The organism is Spirillospora sp. NBC_01491, from assembly GCF_036227065.1.
GTDB classification, from domain to species: Bacteria; Actinomycetota; Actinomycetes; order Streptosporangiales; family Streptosporangiaceae; genus Spirillospora; species Spirillospora xylanilytica.
This window is the reverse complement of sequence record NZ_CP109432.1, coordinates 4,942,022-4,959,521: the sequence shown is the minus strand read 5'-3', so window position 1 is coordinate 4,959,521 and position 17,500 is coordinate 4,942,022. Positions and strand designations below refer to the sequence as shown.

Here is a 17,500-nt window from a genome sequence, read left to right as displayed (position 1 = left end):
AAGATCTCCAGTGGCCCGGAATCGGTGCGATGTCCGTTCTCGCGGTGCCTATCCTGCTTCCCGACCAGTGGCCCCGGTGAGTATGCGGGCTCAGAAGGCCATAGCGGCCCGCTTACGCGAGGATGAGGGCATGCGTGGAGGCAGCGAGGCCGGCGGGGACCCCGGTTCCCCGCGGGCGGGACGGTGGGGGAGGCCGGCGGATCTGCTGATCCTGCTGGCCGGGATCGCCCTCGCGGTGGCGGCGGTGTCGCCGATCGTCGTCCGGTGGCTCGGCAACCCGCCCGACCAGCGGCTGGTCGACCTGGAGGTCTACCGCGACGGCGGCGCCGCGGCGCTGCGCGGCGCCCCGCTCTACGACGTGCTCACCCAGCCGCCGCAGTTCCTGCCGTTCACCTACCCGCCGTTCGCCGCGCTGCTGGCGGTGCCGTTCACGCTGCTCCCCTGGCAGGCGTCGCAGTGGGGATGGACGCTGCTGCTGTACGGGGCGCTGCTGATCGTCATCGGGTACTCGTTCCGGGACCTGATCCGCCGTGCCGGGCGCTGGGCGCCGCTCGCCATGGGAGTGCTGGCGGGCGCGGGCGCATGGCTGGTGCCGGTGTTCGACCAGGTCAGGTTCGGGCAGGTCGGGCTGATCCTGATGGCGCTGTGCCTGGCCGACTGCTGCACTCGCTCGCCGCGGTGGCCGCGCGGGCTGCTCATCGGCCTCGCCATCGCGATCAAGCTGGTGCCGGGCGTCTTCCTCATCTACTTCCTGATCACCGGCCGCCGGGACGCCGCCCGCAACGCGGTGTTCACGGCTGCGGCGGCGTCGCTGGGCGCGTTCGCGGTGCTGCCGTCCGACTCGGTCGACTACTGGTTCGGGGCGCTGCTGGAGGGCGGCGACCGCACCGGCGCGGTCAACGGCACCACCAACCAGGCGATCAACGGCATCGTCGCGCGGATCCTGCCGGAGGGCCCGTTCAGGTCGCTGGTGTGGCTGATCCTCGCGCTCCTCATGGCGTACTACGGCTTCAAGCTGGCCCGCCGCGCCACCTTGGCCGCCGACCGCCTCGCCGGCAAGGACGGCCGCGCAGGGACGGGCCGCGCAGGGACGGGCCGCGCGGAGGGGACCGACTACCTCGCCGCGGCCGATCGGCTGTCCGGCCCGGACGCCTACAGCCTGCTCCTCGCCGGGACCGCGATCGTGGGGCTGCTCTCGGTCCTGCTGTCCCCTGTGGGATGGATTCACCATCTTGTCTGGATGATTGCGGTCATCGGGGCTTTGGTGGGAGATGGTCGAGACACGCGAAGATGTCTGTTGGGGGCGGGCGTCTGGCTCTACTTTCTCTTCCCGCTGCCCTGGTGGGGGACCCGGCTGCTCGGCCCGGACCACGGCTTGATCTCAATGTTCATCGGGCGTGTGGTCCAGGATCTGTTCGGCGCCGCGGCGATCCTCCTGATCCTGGTGCTGGGCAACTGGCTGGTGAACCGGCTGGCCGCCGCCGATGATCGGGAGGATGCCGGGCGTCGCGGGGCCGAGGTGGGTACGCTCGCCCCGTGATGCTTGTCGCGGTGGCCGTCGCCGGTCTGGTGGCCGGGGTGGCCGGGCTGTCCATCGCGGTGGTGGCCCACAACCGGGCCAACCAGGTCGTCGAGGAGTGCGCCGAGGTGCTCCGCCGGCAGTTGCAGGTCGCCAGCGGTGCCATCGACGGTCGGGCGCTGCGCGACCTGGCCATCGTGCACTACGACGCCCTCAAGGAGATGTCGGGCAACCGCTCGTTCTCGCTCGCCCTGGTCAACGCCGGGGGCACCGGCGTGGTGATCAGCTCGATCAACGGGCGCACCGAGACCCGGACCTACGCCAAGGTGGTCCGCGACGGGCATCCGATCGAGCTGCTCTCCCCCGAGGAGAACCAGGCGCTGCGCGCCGCGCGGCTCGGCAAGGGCCCGGTGGTCACCATGGACGACCCGCTGCCCGACTTCGGGGGCGCCCGCACGCCCTCCACAAGCGCCTGAACGGGCCCGGAGCCGTCCTCCGGGCCCACCTGAATTGCGGCGGGCCGTAAACTCGTTCACTAGACGTGTTCACGTCTCGTCCCGCCCTTGCGCGCCATGCGCGGGCGGCCCGTCCGACACGAACCCCGGGGGATCTTGTGACCGGTGACAGCCGTTCCAGGAACTACGCCTATCTGGGCCCCCAGGGCACCTTCACCGAGGCCGCGCTCCAGTCCCTGCCCGACTCCGCCGGAGGCGTGCACCTGCCGTACGCGACCGTCCCGGCCGTGCTCGACGCGCTGCGCCGCGACGAGGTCGAGGCCGCCGTCGTCGCGCTGGAGAACTCCGTCGAGGGCTCGGTGCCGACCACCCTTGACGAGTTGTCCACCGGCGAGCCGCTCCAGATCGTCGGCGAGGTGCACCTGCCGGTGTCGTTCGCGCTGCTCGTCCGGCCCGGCACCGCGCTCGCCGATGTCAAGACCGTCGCCTCGCACCCGCACGCGCAGCCGCAGTGCCGCCGCTGGCTGGGCGAGCACACCCCGCATGCCGAGTGGCGCGCCGCGACGTCCAACGCCGAGGCCGCCCAGCACGTCGCCGACGGCCACTACGATGCCGCGCTCGCCGGGGCGTTCGCCGCCGCCCGCTACGGCCTCACCGTCCTGGCCGAGGACATCCACGACGTCGCCGACGCCGTCACCCGGTTCGTCGCGCTGCGTCGCCCCGGTCCCTCTCCCCTGCCGACCGGCGCCGACCGCACCACCGTGGTCGCCTTCATCGGCGAGGACCACCCGGGGGCGCTGCTGGAGATCCTCACCGAGTTCTCCGTCCGGGGCATCAACCTCACCCTGATCCAGTCGCGCCCGACCGGCGCGGGCCTCGGCTCGTACCTGTTCTGGATGGACTTCGATGGCCACATCGACGACGCCCGCGTGGGAGAGGCGCTGATGGGACTGCGCCGCATCTGCGCCGACGTGCGCTTCCTGGGGTCCTACCCGCGTGCCGACCAGGCCCGCCCCGAGATCCGCCGGGGCACCCATGACGCCGACTTCACCGAGGCGGGCGCCTGGCTGGAAGCCGTCCGCACCGGCCACGCCTGACACTCCGGGCACCGGTACCAGGCGGCCCGGCGGGGTCCGCGCCGCATCGGCCCGCGCGCCTTATGCTGCCGGGATGGCCACCGATTTCGATGTCTATGAGCGCGAGCTGTGGGCGGGACGCGCGCCCGCGTACGAGCGCGGGTTCGCCCGGCTGACCGACCACATCGCCGGTCCGCTGCTGGACGCGGCGGGCGTCGGAGCGGGGACGCGGGTCCTGGACGTCGGCACCGGGCCCGGCGTGGTCTCGGCGCGGGCGGCCGGGCGCGGCGCCGAGGTGTCGGCGATGGACGCCGACCCGCTGATGGCCGAGACGGCGGCGCGCAACGTCCCGGGGCTCGACGCCCGGGTCGCGATCCTGCCGGACGTGCCGTTCGCCGACGGGTCCTTCGACGCGGTCGCGGGCAACTTCGTGATCAACCATGTGGGCGATCCGGGCGCGGCCCTCACCGCGCTGCGCCGGGTGCTGCGGCCCGCCGGGCGGCTGGCGCTGACCTGCTGGGTGATGCCGGGCGTGGGAGCGCTCGCAGTGGTCCGCGACGCCCTCGACGAGGCCGGGGTGCCGTGGCCGGACGACATCCCGCCGGCCCCGTTCCTGGAGCACGGCGAGCGCGCGGCGTTCGGGCGGCTCGTCGCGGCGGCGGGCTACAGCGCCGTCGAGGTCGAGGACGTGCTCTGGGAGCACGCCGTCGATCCGGACGAGTGGTGGGAGACCTGCGCCCTGGGCGGGGTCGGCAGCAACGGCGTCGTCGTCGGGCGGCAGGACGAGCCGACCCTCGCCCGCGTCAAGGCCGCCTACGACGGGATCGTCGCCCGGTTCGTCCGGCCCGACGGAAAGGTCTCCCTGCCCGCCCACGCCCTGCTGGCCCGCGCGACCCGCTGACCACCGCCTTCCCGGGCCCGCCGGTGCGGGGGGCGATACTCGCGCGCGAAGCGGGCCCGGCACCGGTAGCCTCGGGTCTGTGATTGACCTGCGAGCTCTTCGAGAGGATCCCGAGCGGTTGCGCGTCTCTCAGCGCGCCCGCGGTGAGGATGAGGCCGTCGTCGACACCCTGCTCGACCTGGACGGACGGCGGCGTTCCGCGCTGACGTCGTTCGAGCAGATGCGTGCCGAGCAGAAGAGTTTCGGCAAGTCGGTGTCCCGGGCGCAAGGCGACGAGCGGCAGGAGCTGCTGGCGCGCGCCAAGGAGCTCGCGCAGCAGGTCAAGGCGGCCGAGGCCGAGGCCGACCGGCTCGGCGGCGAGCTCGACGCGCTGCTCAGGGCCGTCCCCAACCTCATCGAGGAGGGCGCCCCCGCCGGCGGTGAGCAGGACTTCGTCGTCCTCGAACACGTCGGCGAGCCGCCCGCGTTCGACTTCACCCCCAAGGACCACCTGGAACTCGGCGAGAGCCTCGGCGCGATCGACATGGAGCGCGGTGCCAAGGTCGCGGGGGCGCGCTTCTACTACCTGACCGGCGTGGGCGCGCGGCTCCAGTACGCCCTGCTCAACCTGGCGATGGAGCAGGCCGTCGAGGCGGGCTTCGTGCCCATGTACCCGCCGGTGCTGGTCAAGCCCGAGGCGATGGAGGGCACCGGGTTCCTCGGCGCGCACGCCGCCGAGGTCTACCAGCTCGCCCAGGAGGAGCTGTACCTGGTCGGCACCTCCGAGGTGCCGCTCGCCGCGTACCACATGAACGAGATCATCGACGCGCTGCCGCGGCGGTACGCGGCGTGGTCGTCCTGCTTCCGGCGCGAGGCCGGGTCGTACGGCAAGGACACCCGCGGCATCATCCGGGTGCACCAGTTCGACAAGATCGAGATGTTCTCCTACTGCGACCCGGCGGACGCCCACCAGGAGCATCTGCGGCTGCTGGAGTGGGAGAAGGAGATGCTCGCCAAGGTCGAGCTCCCGTACCGGGTGATCGACGTGGCGGCCGGCGACCTCGGCGCGAGCGCGGCGCGCAAGTACGACTGCGAGGCGTGGGTGCCGACGCAGGAGACCTACCGCGAGGTGACCTCGACCTCGAACTGCACCGAGTTCCAGGCGCGGCGGCTGTCGGTGCGGCACCGCGACGCCGACGGCAGGAACCAGCCGGTCGCGACGCTGAACGGCACGCTCGCCACCACCCGCTGGATGGTCGCGATCCTGGAGAACCACCAGCAGGCCGACGGTTCGGTGCGGGTGCCGAAGGCCCTCCAGAAGTTCCTGGGCCTGGAGGTCCTGGAGCCCGTCAAGCGCTGAGCACTCTGTTGAGCACTCCGCGGGGGCGTCGCCGGTGGGCGGCGCCCCCTTGGCGTCCGGACGGGCCGTGAGGGTGCCGCCTCAGCGCAGCAGGCGGCTGCGCAGGGCGCCCTTCGTGGCGGCGTCGATCCCGAGCCCCTTGGTGAGGAACGCGTCGAACGTCCCGTAGTCCTGCTCGATCTGGTCGAACGCGGCGTCCAGGTAGGCGGCCCGTACGGTCAGCAGCGGCTCGACCAGGGACGGGTCGAGGCCGTACTTCTTCAGCTCGGCGAGCGTGGCGGCGTTCTGCTCGGCGAGCTCCCGGTTGGAGCGCAGGTAGTCGGCGTACACCCGGGCGCGGTCCACGCCCAGCGCGGTCAGCAGGATCGCGGTCATCGTGCCGGTCCGGTCCTTGCCCGCGGAGCAGTGGTAGAGCACCGGGCCCCGGCCCCCCGCGATGCGCCGCAGCGCGGCGGCGAACCGCCGCCGCGAGTCCGGATCGTGGACGAACCCCCGGTACGACAGCGCCACGAGTGCCGCGGGCTTGTCCTCGGCCAGGATCGCCTTGAGCAGTTCGGGCCCAAGATCCAGTAGCGCCGGTGAGGCGGGGTTGATCGGCGCGGCGATGGCGGCGACGCCCGCGGGCAGCCGGTCGGGGCCGCTCCCGAACGCCTCGATCTCGGCCCGGAAGTCCACGGCGGCGGTCAGCCCGAGGCGGCCGAGCGCGGCGACGCCCGCGGGGGTGACGCCGCTGAGCGACGCCGACCGGTAGACCAGCCCCTGCCGCACGTGCCGTCCACCGCGCGCCGGATAGCCGCCCACGTCCCGCACGTTCACCGCCCCGTCGACCTGGATCACCCTGACCGCGGCCGGGACGGTCGAGGACGCCGAGGCAAGGCCGGCCGCGTTGGCCGTGCCAGTCGTGCCGGTCGTGCCGGTCGCGGCGGACGCGAGTGCGGCAGGCGCGGGCGCGGCGGGGGCCGGCGCGGCGGAGGCGGTGGCGGGTGGGGCGAGGACGAGCGCGACGACGGCGGTGAGGGCGGCCGTCAGTGATCGGGGAGTGGGCGAGGGCATCCGTAAACGACCTTCCGCTCAGCGCGATGAACGTGAAGCAGTTTCCAGTACTCGCGCCCGCGGCCGGGGTCCTCCCGGATGCGCTCCACGGTAGACCGCCGGGTAGATGGTGGAAAGACCCCCTTCGAGATCTATGTGGGCATCGGTGGCCAGCGGTCGCCTAAGGTGTGTCTGAGCTGCCTACGACGCCCGTGCCCGCCCCGCGGCGGACGCGATCGGGATCACGACGCGGCGAGACTGGAAGGTGACATGTCCGAGCCCACGCCGCCGCGCTTGATCGCCACGGACCTCGACGGCACGATCGTGCGGTCCGACGGCACCATCTCGGCCCGCACCGTCGCCGCCCTGGCCCAGGTCGAGCGCGCCGGGGCACTACTGGTCATGGTGACCGGACGGCCGCCCCGCTGGATGACCGAGATCGCCGCCGCCGTCGACCACCGCGGCATCGCGATCTGCGCCAACGGCGCCGTCGTCTACGACCTGCACACCGAGACCGTGCTGCGGGCCCGCATGATCGAGCCGGACGTGATCGCGGAGGCGGTGGAGCGGCTGCGCGCCGCCGATCCCGAGCTGCGCTTCGCGGTGGAGTACCCGACCGGATTCGTCTTCGAGGCCCGCTACAACCTGGGCCGCTGGGACGCCGGCGCGCTCGGCGGGCGCCCGGTCGACGGCGAGACGCTGGTCAGCCGCGGCGGCACCAAGCTGCTGGCCTTCCACCCGAGCGCCGACCCCGACACCCTCGCGGAGCGGGCCGAGAAGGCCGTCGGCGAGCTGGTCACCGTGACCCACTCGTCCGGACGGGGCCTGCTGGAGATGAGCGCCCAGGGCGTTACCAAGGCCAGCGCGCTGGCCGAGTTCTGCGCCGAGCGGGGCATCCCCGCCTCCGCCGTCACCGCGTTCGGTGACATGCCCAACGACCTGCCGATGCTCACCTGGGCCGGCACCTCGTACGGCGTCGCCAACGCCCATCCGGCCGTCAAGGCGGCGGTCACCCACGCTACGGCCCGCAACGACGACGACGGCGTGGCCCAGGTCCTCGAACGCCTCTTCGTCTGACGGGGCCCTGGACGGACCGGCCCTTCTCAGGGTCGGTCCGACCGGCAGGGCGGGAGCCATGGCGGACGGGCGGGCCGAGAACGTGACGGCCCGCGCCCGCCTACAGGTGACCGCCTAACAGGTGTCCGCCTACAGATAGGGGCCGCTGGACTGCCGCGGGCCCTGTCCCTCCTCCTCGGCACCCGGCGGGATCATCCCGGCGGGAAGCGCCCGGCGCATCTGCTCGAGCTGGGCCCGCGCGGCCATCTGCTGCGCGAACAGCGTGGTCTGTATGCCGTGGAACAGCCCCTCCAGCCATCCGACGAGCTGGGCCTGGGCGATGCGCAGTTCGGACTCGCTCGGCACGGTGCCCTCGGTGAACGGCAGCGAGAGCCGTTCGAGCTCCTCCACCAGTTCGGGAGCCAGGCCGTCCTCCAGCTCCTTGATGGAAGAGCTGTGGATCTCGCCCAGCCGGGCGCGGCTGGCCTCGTCCAGTGGCGCGGCCTTGACCTCGTCCAGGAGCTGCCGGATCATGCCGCCGATGCGCATCACCTTGGCGGGCTGCTCGACCATCTCGGCGACGGACTTCTCGTCCTTGCCGGAGTCGGTGGCGCCCTCCATCGCGATGCCGTTCGGGCCGACCACCAGGACCTGGGGCTCCTGGCCGGACTGGTTCTTCGAAGGCTCGTTCATAATCCCCTAATCCTCACGTGAGCAGGATCTTGCCGACATGACCGCTCTCCTCCAGGATCCGGTGCGCACGGGCCGCCTCGGCCATCGGGACGGTCTGGTCGATCACCGGCCGCACCGTCCCCGACTCCAGCAGCGGCCACACGTGCTCGCGGACCGCGGCGACGATCTCCGCCTTCTCCTCCAACGGCCGGGCGCGCAGTCCGGTGCCGTGGACCGCCGCCCGCTTGCCCAACAGCTTGCCCAGATCGAGCTCGGCCCGCGCGCCGCCCTGCAATCCGATCACCATCAGCCGGCCGCCGGCGGCGAGGGCGTCGACATTGCGCGCCAGGTACTTGGCGCCCATGTTGTCAAGGATCACGTCGAACGGGCCGTGCTCGACGAAATCCTCGGTGCGGTAGTCGATGACGCCGTCCGCACCGAGCTCCCGGCAGCGGGCCGCCTTGTCAGGGCCGCCCACCGTGCACAGCACCCGGGCCCCGCGCGCGCGGGCGAGCTGGATCGCCATCGTGCCGATACCGCTCCCGCCGCCGTGTGCGAGGAGCGTCTCCCCGGCCTTCAACCCGGCCAGCATGAAGACGTTCGACCACACCGTGCACACGACCTCGGGCAACCCGGCCGCCGCGGCGAGGCCGACTCCGCGCGGGACGGGCAGCAGTTGCGAGGCCGGCGCGGCGACCCGTTCGGCGTAGCCGCCGCCGCTGAGCAGCGCGCACACCTCGTCGCCCACCCGCCACCCGGACACGTCCTCGCCGAGTTCGGCGATCCGTCCGGACACCTCCAGGCCCGGGTACGGAGGGGCGCCGGGCGGCGGCGGGTAGAAACCGCGCCGCTGCATGACGTCGGCGCGGTTGACGGCGCTCGCCGCCACCTCGATGACGACCTCGCCCGGCTTCGCGACCGGGTCCGGCACCTCGGTCCATGCGAGGACGTCGGCGTCCCCCGGCTCGCGAATCACGATGGCATGCATACCGATCACGCTACCGGGCACCGCGGGACGGGAGGCGGGCCGTCCCCGGCGACGGCCCCGGACGGCCCCGGACGGCCCGGTGGGTGAGGGGAGGGTGGTGGCGAGGAACGTCAGGGATGCGTGGTATTGGCGCACAGGTATCCTGCCCTGGGGCCAATGCCGACCTGCTCCGCAATTGATCATTTGAGGCATGGCCGAGGGGAGAAACGGTGGCTAGGAACGAGCACGACGGGCGTTCCCTGGAGGAGCGGTTGGCCTCTTTGGACGCGATGAGCGGCGAGGCGACAGGGCCGCCCTCCGCCGTCCCGCCCTCGTCCGAAGCCGAACCGTCAGCGCCCGCCGAGCAGCAGCCCCCCTCCGGCGCGCCCGCGGCGCAGCCCGGGCCCGTGCCGGAACCCGTGCCCGAACCCGAACCCGAGGCCGGGCAGCCCCCGGCGCCCGAGCCCGCCAACCCGTGGCTCGCAGGGCCGCCCCCGTTCCAGGGGCAGCCAGAGATTTTCGGCGCGCCCCCGCCGCCGCTCCAGCAGGACGGGTTCGTCCAGCCGCACCAGCCGGCGCCGCTGCCCCCCGATGCGTTCGGCCAGCCCGCCCCGGCTCCGGACTACGGCCGGCCTGCCCCGGCCACGGATTTCGGTCAGCCGGGCCCGGCTCCGGATTTCGGCCAGCCCGCCCCGGCCACGGATTTCGGCCAGCCCGCCCCGGCCACGGATTTCGGCCAGCCCGCCCCGGCCACGGATTTCGGTCAGCCCGCCCCGGCCACGGATTTCGGTCAGCCCGCCCCGGCCACGGATTTCGGCCAGCCGGGCCCGCCGCCGGACTACGGTCAGCCCGCGCCGCCGCCTCAGGATTTCGGTCAGCCCCCACCACCCCAGGATTTCGGCCCGCCGCCACAGCCCGACTACGGCCAGGCCCCACAGTCCGACTACGGCCCGCCGCCGCAGCAGCCTCTGGCCGGGGAGGGAGGCGAGTACGCTCCTCCTCCGCCTCCCGGATTCCCGTCCTACGGCGCTCCCGGCGGTGCTCCCGGGTACGTGACCCCGCCTCCGTTCGACGGTGGCCAGGCCGCTCAGCAGCAGCAGTACGAGGGCGGGCCGATGCCCCAGTCGTTCGACGGGGGGATGCTGCCGCCCCCGTATGCGGGAGGCGGCTACCAGCCGTACGACCCGGGGCAGATGCCTTCCTACGAAGGTGGGGGGCCGGCCCCGCAGCAGCCGCCGTACGAGGGCGTCCCGCAGCCGCAGCCGCCGTACGAGGGCGGACCCGCGCCGCAGCAGCCGTCGTTCGACCAGCAGCAGCCCTGGGAGACCGGTCCGGCGCCGCAGCAGCCGTACGACGCCTCCGGTGGCGGCCAGGGGGCGCCGCCGCTCGACCAGCTCCCGCCGTACCCGTCCGAGCAGTACGCCCCGCAGGACCCGGCACAGGGCGCGCAGCCGTACCCCTACGGGCCGGTCGACCCCGCCCAGAGCCCGCCCGCCGGAGGCCACTACAACCCGGTGCCTGGATTCGGGCCTGAGGAACAGCAGCCTGCCGGAGGCCACTACAACCCGGTGCCCGGATTCGGGCCTGAGGAACAGCAGCCCGCCGAGGGCTACGCACAGCCCGCCGGATACCCGCAGATGCCCCCCGGTGCGCCCCAGGGACCGTACCCGGGTCAGCCGGGTCCTGCCGGGTATCCCGGGCAGGCTGGGCATCCCGGGCCGGGCCAGCCGGGGTACCCGCAGGGCAACGAGGCGCCGCCGCCCGGGAGCTCCGAGAGCCTCAGCTCCGAGAATCTGCTCGGCGAGCGGCGCATCGCCCCGTCCGCCGGCTGGCGCAAGGCCGTCTACAAGGCGTCCGGCGGGAACATCCACCCGGGCGAGTCGCAGAACGAGCTGCGCCGCAAGGACCTGATCGGACGGGCGCGCACCACCGTGGCCGGCGGCCACCACCGGGTCGCGGTCATGTCGCTCAAGGGCGGGGTGGGCAAGACGACCACCACGACCGGACTCGGCGCGATGCTGTCGTCGATCCGCGGCGACCGGGTCATCGCGGTCGACGCCAACCCCGACCGCGGCACGCTGTCCGACAAGGTGAAGCTGGAGACGGCGGCGACCGTCCGAGACCTGCTCAACGACCGCGACAGGGTGCACCGGTACGCCGACGTGCGGGCCTTCACCTCGCAGAACGGGGCGCGCCTGGAGGTGCTGGCCTCCGACCGCGACCCGGCCGTCAGCGAGGCGTTCAGCGCCAAGGACTACGCCGCCGTGGCCGTGGTGCTGGAGCAGTTCTACTCGATCTGCATCACCGACTGCGGCACCGGGCTCCTGCACTCGGCGATGGCGGGCGTGCTCAGCCTCGCCGACCAGCTCGTCCTGGTCAGCTCCCCATCGGTGGACGGTGCCCGCTCGGCGAGCGCGACCCTCGACTGGCTGGAGGCGCACGACCACGGCCACCTGGTCCGCAACGGCGTGGTCGTGCTGTCGATGGTGCGCAACCGCACCCGCAGCCAGGTCGATCTCGACAAGCTCCAGGCGCACTTCGAGAGCCGCTGCCGCGCCGTCGTGCGGATCCCGTACGACGACCACCTGGAGGAGGGGGCCGAGGTCGAGCTGGAGCAGCTCGCCCCGGCCACCCGCGAGGCGTACCTCAACCTGGCGGCCGTCGTCGGCGACGGCTTCGCCTTCCAGCGCCCGCCCGCCTGACCCACGACGCGAGGTGCGGCCCCGCCGGTGGCGGGGCCGCCGTGGGCACCGGAGGGCGTTAGAGTCGCCGTCCGTGGTCGAGAACCTGTACGTGGGCAAGGCGCCGGTCGACGCCGCGGGTGATCGCGGTTGGCTGCTGGGCCATTTCAAGGCGGACGACGACCTCCGGCACAGCGAGGACGTCGAGATCAAATGGGGCGTGCACCCGCGCGGTGAACGCCGTGGGCAGTGGACCAGCGGCGAGAAGCGCGTCGCGCTGCTCGTGTTGATCAGCGGCCGGTTCCGGATGGAGTTCCCCGGACGGGACGTGCTGCTGACCGAGCAGGGCGACTACGTGGTGTGGGGACGCGGCGTCGACCATTCCTGGTGCGCGGAGGAGGAGTCGGTGGTGATGACCGTCCGCTGGCCGTCCGTCCCCGGCTACCGCGTCCCGGACCCCGCCTAGCCCGCCCAGCCCGCCTAGCCCGCCGCCGGACGGTGTCGCGGGGAGGGCGCAATGCGGTCGATCACAGCGTCCGCCGACCGCTATCGTGGGCTGTGGCCGTTGGAGGGTTCGCATAGTGGACTAGTGCAGGCGCCTTGAAAGCGCCCAGGGCTGGGGACAGTCCTCGTGGGTTCGAATCCCACACTCTCCGCCAACGAAATAGCCGCCGACCTGCGACTTCAGGTCGGCGGCGTGGGCAGGACGCGGTGGCGTAACGGGACGAGGCGTGCGCCGCCGCGGGGGCGCTCAGGCCCGGCACACCGGGCGCGGGGTCATGAATCCGGACGAAGTGATCAGTTACCCTCTTCGGCATGTCTGAAACACCGAACGATCCGGCCGGTTCGACCACCCAGTTCCAGTACTTCGCTCAGCAGGGGCAGCCCGAGAAGTCCTCCGGCCCGAACATGGGCCTCATCATCGGCGTCGTCGCCGTCGTGGTCGTCGTCGCGATCCTGGCGGTCGCGTTCATGATGCTCTGACCGAACCCGCTCGTCCGGGGCTGAGGCTGGGGCTGAGGGTCGTCACCGGCCGTTGCTGGAGAAGTGCTGGTAGTCCTTGGTGCCGTTCCACTCGCCGCCCCAGCCCCAGCCGATCGAGGCGAACGCCCGGACGACCTTGTCGCCAGCGTGGATCACGCCCGGGGCGCGGCTCTTGCGGTTCTTGAACTTCACGCAGTCCTTGTGGTCGACCTCGCCGCTCGCGGTGACGTACGGGTTCTCGCACGGGTTGAGGTCGACCGCGAGGCCGAAGGCGTGCTGCGACCAGGTGGACGACCCGGTCGCGGGGCGGCAGTTGAAGGCCGAGGTGTTGTCGGCCTCGATCGACTGCCAGTCGCTGCCCTTGTAGGCGTCCACCGGCTCCATGCGCTTGATCGGGTAGTGCATGTCGTAGAGCTTCCGGAAGACCTTGACCAGCTTCTCGGCGGCCTTGGCGTTGACGACCAGGCGCCCGTCCGGGTGCGGCTTGTCGTCCATGCCCCAGTAGGTCATCTGGATCATCCGCAGGCCGGACACCGGTACCGGGCAGCCCTTCTTCCAGGAGTACTTCAGCGTCGAGGCGGGGTCGGTGATCTTCTTGATCTCCGACTGGAACGCCGCCGGGCTCGGCTTCGCGGGTGAGGAGCCAGACGGCGCCGACGAGCCCCCGCTCGCGGTGGGCGGACTGGCCGATGTTGGTGATCCGGACTTGCCGTAACCGGGCGAGCCGTTGCCGCATCCGGACGTCACGATGGTCGCCGCCGTGACCGCGGTCAGGAAGGTTGCGCCACGGAGTGGCCGTCTGCCTGGCATCCCAGCAGGATCGCACGTCACGCGCACTTCGCGTGGGACCCCGGATTCGCTACGGTGCGTTGAGAGCGTGCTCGCCGAACAGGCGCCGGGGGGCGGGCGCGCCGCATCCATCTCTTGTCCCCGGGTGTGTTCCCGGGGTCTCCCCCGGCCAGGGAGCCGGCATGGCGGATCCTCAGGAGAAGGGCGTCCCGAGCCTCGAAGACGAGATCTTCGCCGTGGCGCACGCCGTGGAGGTCGAGCCCGCGGCGCGGGCCGCGCCGCGGCTGCGGCTGCGCTGGGCGCGCGCCGAGGAGCTCGGAGTGCGGGCCCAGCGGCTCGGCGGCCGTGACATCGGCGCCGTCGCCGCCGGGTTCGGGACGTTCGTGTTCGTCGACGCGATGATGATGTGGGCGCCGCTGATGTCCAGCGACCGGTCGAACCTGTGGCCCCAGCTGGTGGCGCTGCTGGTGCTGGCCTTCGGTCTCGGCGGGCTGCTGGTGTGGAAGGTCGGTGGTACCTGGCGGCAGTTCGGCGCGGGGATGATGCTGGCCTGGGTGTTCCTGACCTTGGTCTCGGTCGGATTCCTCACCGGCGTTTCGGTGACGCTCTAGGTGGACGTCCGCGACGCTCTAGGTGGACGTCCGCGACGCTCTGGGCGGGTCAGCCGGCGTCGATGCGCTTCATCACGGCGGTGAAGACCCGTCCGACGGCCTCGAGGTCGGCCGGGTCGATGATGTCGACGAGGAACGCGCGGACGGTCTCGACGTGGTCGCGGGAGGCCCGGTCGAGGGCGTCGAAGCCCGCGTCGGTGAGGTGCGCGTACACCCCGCGCTTGTCGCCGGGGCAGCTTCCCCGGCTGACCAGGCCCTTGGACTCCAGGCGGGAGCAGGTGTGGGAGAGGCGGCTGCGCGACTGGCTGGCGTTGTCGGCCAGCTCGGCCATGCGCAGGCGCCGCTCGGGCGCCTCGGAGAGGCGGACCAGGATCTCGTACTCGGAGACCGAGAGCCCGTGCCGGGTCTTCAGGTCGCGGTCCATGACCTCGGTGAGCCGGACGCTGCCGTCCACGTAGGCTCGCCAGTCACGCTGCTGGGTGGCATCGAGCCAGCGCGGTTCGCTCATGAGCGCGAGTATAGAGCATAAATTGAAGATTCAACTAATCTTCGGTACGATCGGCCGCGTCCGGGGTCGCCGCGCCCCGGAATAGTTTATCTTTCAACTACGTTGCGGAAGGTAGCGCACCCCCGCCGGGGCGCGCGAGACGTTCACCGTCCCCGCCGCGGCGCCGGCCTCGGGAGGGGCGGCCACCGACCGATCGGAGAATCCCATGCCTGCCGTGACCGCGGACCCGCTGAGCCTGCCGCGCCTGCCCCTGCTGCCGGACGCCCGGACCGACTGGCGCCGCGTCGCCAAGGTCGTCACCGCCCAGCGCCACCTGGAGGGCGAGGGCTTCCAGGTCCGGCGGCCGTTCCCGGGTGTCGACCTCCCGCTCGCCGACCCGTTCCTGCTGCTCGACCACATGGGCGCGGTGGAGTACGCGCCGGGCGAGGCGATGGGGACGCCCTGGCACCCGCACCGCGGCTTCGAGACCGTCACCTACATCATCGACGGCGCGTTCGAGCACCAGGACACCACCGGGGGCGGCGGCCTGATCGCCGACGGCGGGACCCAGTGGATGACGGCCGCGTCCGGCATCCAGCACATCGAGCAGCCGCCGCCCGAGCTGGTCACCAAGGGCGGGCTGTTCCACGGCGTCCAGCTCTGGGTGAACCTGCCCCGTGCCGAGAAGTGGGCCAAGCCGCGCTACCAGGACATCGGGGCGCGCGACGTCACGCTGCTCGCGGCGGGCGACGGCTCCTCGCTCGTCCGGGTGATCGCCGGCTCGGTCGGCGGGCACGACGGGCCGGGCGTCACCCACACCCCGATCAACTACCTGCACGCGACCGTGGCCCCGGGCGCGCGGCTGGCCCTGCCGTGGCCGCGCGACTTCAACGCGCTGGTGTACGTGCTCTCTGGGCGCGGCACCGCCGGTGTCGAGGAGATCGGGCTGGACGAGGGGCAGCTCGCGGTGTTCGCGGGCTCGCACCACAAGGGCGACGGTGACGGCCTGGTCGTCCGGGCCGCCGACGTGCAGCCGCAGGCGAGCGCGAACGGCTGGGAGATCCTGATCCTGGGCGGCCTGCCGATCCGCGAGCCGGTCGCGCGGTACGGGCCGTTCGTCATGAACACCCGGGAGGAGATCGTGCAGGCGTTCGAGGACTTCCAGGCGGGCCGGATGGGGACCGTCCCGGCGGAGAAGGTGCCGCACCTGTCCAGCCGGGACGAGCCGCTCAACTGACCGCGGGTTCCGGGGGGTCGGCTGACGGCGCCGACCCCATGCGCTACTGTGTTCGAATAGTCGAACAGAAGTTCGACTAGCTCGTTCGTGTGCGCTCGCCTGGGGAGGCGGCATGATGGCGACGGTGGCCGCGGGGGGCCCGGACGCGGCGGCGCGCCGCCGCGAACCGCGGGCGCACGCGACACGCCGTACGAGTTTCTACGCAAATCTACGGCCGCAGCTATACCGCCTCATAGAGTCCGAGACCGTGGACCCCGTGCGCAATCCCTATGCCCCGGGCGCCGGGCAGCGCCCTCCGGAACTCGCCGGCCGCGACCGCGAACTCCAGCAGTTCGAGGTGGTGCTCGAACGGGTGGCCCGCGACCGGCCCGAGCGCAGCATGATCATCACTGGGCTGCGCGGCGTCGGCAAGACCGTCCTGCTCAACGCGTTCCGCTCAATGGCGATCCAGCGGCTGTGGGGCACCGGCAAGATCGAGGCCCGGCCCGATCAGTCGATCCGCCGCCCGGTCGCCTCCGCGCTGCACATGGCCGTCCGCGAGCTGGCGCCCAGGCACCGCGCGCCCGACCGCATCGAGGGCTTCCTCGGCGTGCTCAAGGCGTTCGCGCAGGCGGGCGAGGAGCCGTCCGGCGGCCGGGCCAAGGCCAGGGCGCACCGCTGGCAGCCGGGCATCGACGTCCCCGCCAGCCGGGGCCGCGCCGACTCCGGCGACCTGGAGATCGACCTCACCGAGCTGTTCGTGGACGCCGCCTCGGTCGCCACCGACGTCGGCGCCGGCATCGCGCTGTTCGTCGACGAGATGCAGGACATCCCCGCAGACGACGTCTCCGCGCTCTGCGCCGCCTGCCATGAGCTGTCGCAGACCGGCGGGCCGCTGATCGTGGTCGGCGCCGGCCTGCCGCACCTGCCGGCCGTCCTGTCGGCCAGCAAGTCCTACTCCGAGCGGCTGTTCCGCTACGCGCGGATCGACCGGCTCGACCGCGACTCGGCCGACGTCGCCCTGCTGGCGCCCGCCGAGCGCGAGGAGGTCACCTTCACCAAGGACGCCCTGGACGCGCTCTACGGGGCGGCCGACGGCTACCCCTACTTCGTCCAGGCGTACGCCAAGGTGGTCTGGGACGTCGCGCCGGACACCCCGATCACCGTCGACGACATCAAGGTCGCGGCGCCCGAGGCCGAGAGCGAGCTCGCGGTGGGCTTCTTCGGCAGCCGCTACGAACGCGCCACCCCGGCCGAACGCGACTACATGCGCGCGATGGCGATGCTCGGCGAGGAGGGCGACGCCCCGGTGGCGACCTCGTCGGTCGCCGACGAGCTCGGCCGCAAGCCGTCCAGCCTGTCGCCCGCCCGTGACGGCCTGATCAAGAAGGGGCTCATCTACAGCGCCGAACGCGGCCTGGTCGCGTTCACCGTCCCGCACTTCGGCAAGTTCCTCCGAGCCCAGCCCGCCTGACGACGCTCGGCCGGTCCGACGAGCGCCACCTCTCTTACGCTCTCTCGGCGAAAGGCTAGAGGGCCATATACCGTCGCATGCTCGCGTTTCAGCCCTCTGACCAGGTGAAACGTGGTGCTAGCGATGTATAGCCCTGTCTAGCCCTCCACCGAGAGGGACGTAGAGAGTCGTATCGAGCGCGCCGCCCGGCCTGCCAAGGGTTCTCTTCGGCGTTCTAGCAGAATCGGTAGACAGTCGTAGA

General features: G+C 72.4%; 18 protein-coding genes and 1 tRNA gene. 13 read left to right on the top strand and 6 right to left on the bottom strand.

Annotated elements, in window-relative coordinates; translation table 11 throughout:
• Positions 1–130: 130 nt before the first annotated feature.
• From OHA34_RS23115 to serS, 5 genes are all read left to right on the top strand, one after another.
• A complete protein-coding gene (locus OHA34_RS23115; protein WP_329518888.1) occupies positions 131–1,540 on the top strand; it encodes a glycosyltransferase 87 family protein in 1,410 nt (469 codons plus the stop codon).
• Positions 1,540–1,995, top strand: a complete 456-nt coding sequence (locus tag OHA34_RS23110; protein WP_285940094.1) for a DUF4446 family protein — start codon at positions 1,540–1,542, stop codon at positions 1,993–1,995. The genes OHA34_RS23115 and OHA34_RS23110 overlap by 1 nt, the downstream gene beginning before the upstream one ends.
• A gap of 137 nt (positions 1,996–2,132) precedes the next feature.
• Positions 2,133–3,071 (top strand): prephenate dehydratase, encoded by a 939-nt coding sequence (gene pheA / locus OHA34_RS23105; protein WP_329518887.1) that lies wholly within the window; start codon positions 2,133–2,135, stop codon positions 3,069–3,071.
• 73 nt (positions 3,072–3,144) lie between these two features.
• On the top strand, positions 3,145–3,951 hold the full coding sequence (locus OHA34_RS23100) for a class I SAM-dependent methyltransferase (protein ID WP_285939582.1): 807 nt from the start codon (positions 3,145–3,147) through the stop codon (positions 3,949–3,951).
• 79 nt (positions 3,952–4,030) lie between these two features.
• Positions 4,031–5,290: a serine--tRNA ligase gene (serS, locus tag OHA34_RS23095; RefSeq protein WP_285939583.1), complete on the top strand. Its 1,260-nt coding sequence runs from the start codon at positions 4,031–4,033 to the stop codon at positions 5,288–5,290.
• An 81-nt stretch (positions 5,291–5,371) separates the two neighbouring features.
• Here serS and OHA34_RS23090 read toward each other — a convergent pair whose 3' ends face one another.
• On the bottom strand, positions 5,372–6,343 hold the full coding sequence (locus OHA34_RS23090; RefSeq protein WP_329518886.1) for a tyrosine-protein phosphatase: 972 nt from the start codon (positions 6,341–6,343) through the stop codon (positions 5,372–5,374).
• 249 nt (positions 6,344–6,592) lie between these two features.
• Between OHA34_RS23090 and OHA34_RS23085 the strand changes: the two genes are divergently transcribed.
• Positions 6,593–7,399, top strand: coding sequence for an HAD family hydrolase (locus OHA34_RS23085; protein WP_285939585.1), 807 nt, complete (start codon positions 6,593–6,595; stop codon positions 7,397–7,399).
• A 129-nt stretch (positions 7,400–7,528) separates the two neighbouring features.
• On the opposite strand, the gene OHA34_RS23080 is transcribed toward OHA34_RS23085, so the two are convergent.
• The 3 genes from OHA34_RS23080 to OHA34_RS23070 all read right to left on the bottom strand — a co-directional run bounded on the left by OHA34_RS23080 (position 7,529) and on the right by OHA34_RS23070 (position 9,586).
• Entirely contained in the window at positions 7,529–8,071 is a 543-nt protein-coding gene (locus OHA34_RS23080; RefSeq protein WP_285939586.1) for a bacterial proteasome activator family protein, read from the bottom strand.
• A gap of 13 nt (positions 8,072–8,084) precedes the next feature.
• On the bottom strand, positions 8,085–9,038 hold the full coding sequence (locus OHA34_RS23075; RefSeq protein WP_285939587.1) for an NAD(P)H-quinone oxidoreductase: 954 nt from the start codon (positions 9,036–9,038) through the stop codon (positions 8,085–8,087).
• Between the two features lie 329 nt (positions 9,039–9,367).
• The gene (locus OHA34_RS23070) at positions 9,368–9,586 is read right to left on the bottom strand and encodes a hypothetical protein (protein WP_329518885.1); all 219 of its coding nucleotides are present in this window, start codon (positions 9,584–9,586) and stop codon (positions 9,368–9,370) included.
• A gap of 483 nt (positions 9,587–10,069) precedes the next feature.
• On the opposite strand from OHA34_RS23070, the gene OHA34_RS23065 reads away from it, so the two are divergent.
• The 4 genes from OHA34_RS23065 (at position 10,070) to OHA34_RS23050 (ending at position 12,682) form a co-directional block, all read left to right on the top strand.
• Positions 10,070–11,719, top strand: a complete 1,650-nt coding sequence (locus OHA34_RS23065) for a nucleotide-binding protein (RefSeq protein ID WP_329518884.1) — start codon at positions 10,070–10,072, stop codon at positions 11,717–11,719.
• A gap of 73 nt (positions 11,720–11,792) precedes the next feature.
• Positions 11,793–12,164 carry a signal peptidase I gene (locus OHA34_RS23060; RefSeq protein ID WP_329518883.1) on the top strand — a complete coding sequence of 124 codons (372 nt, stop codon included), beginning with the start codon at positions 11,793–11,795 and terminating at the stop codon, positions 12,162–12,164.
• A gap of 101 nt (positions 12,165–12,265) precedes the next feature.
• Positions 12,266–12,357, top strand: a tRNA-Ser gene (locus OHA34_RS23055).
• 157 nt (positions 12,358–12,514) lie between these two features.
• A complete protein-coding gene (locus tag OHA34_RS23050) occupies positions 12,515–12,682 on the top strand; it encodes a hypothetical protein (RefSeq protein WP_285939590.1) in 168 nt (55 codons plus the stop codon).
• Between the two features lie 42 nt (positions 12,683–12,724).
• Here the strand turns inward: OHA34_RS23050 and OHA34_RS23045 are convergent, their stop codons facing one another.
• Positions 12,725–13,492 (bottom strand): M15 family metallopeptidase, encoded by a 768-nt coding sequence (locus OHA34_RS23045; protein ID WP_285939591.1) that lies wholly within the window; start codon positions 13,490–13,492, stop codon positions 12,725–12,727.
• A 161-nt stretch (positions 13,493–13,653) separates the two neighbouring features.
• Between OHA34_RS23045 and OHA34_RS23040 the strand changes: the two genes are divergently transcribed.
• Entirely contained in the window at positions 13,654–14,082 is a 429-nt protein-coding gene (locus tag OHA34_RS23040) for a hypothetical protein (protein ID WP_285939592.1), read from the top strand.
• Positions 14,083–14,131: 49 nt separating this feature from the next.
• Here OHA34_RS23040 and OHA34_RS23035 read toward each other — a convergent pair whose 3' ends face one another.
• Positions 14,132–14,590 (bottom strand): MarR family winged helix-turn-helix transcriptional regulator, encoded by a 459-nt coding sequence (locus OHA34_RS23035; protein WP_285939593.1) that lies wholly within the window; start codon positions 14,588–14,590, stop codon positions 14,132–14,134.
• A gap of 205 nt (positions 14,591–14,795) precedes the next feature.
• On the opposite strand from OHA34_RS23035, the gene OHA34_RS23030 reads away from it, so the two are divergent.
• Both OHA34_RS23030 and OHA34_RS23025 read left to right on the top strand, forming a co-directional pair.
• Entirely contained in the window at positions 14,796–15,806 is a 1,011-nt protein-coding gene (locus OHA34_RS23030) for a pirin family protein (protein ID WP_285939594.1), read from the top strand.
• Positions 15,807–16,062: 256 nt separating this feature from the next.
• On the top strand, positions 16,063–17,259 hold the full coding sequence (locus tag OHA34_RS23025) for an AAA family ATPase (RefSeq protein WP_285939595.1): 1,197 nt from the start codon (positions 16,063–16,065) through the stop codon (positions 17,257–17,259).
• Positions 17,260–17,500 lie beyond the last annotated feature (241 nt).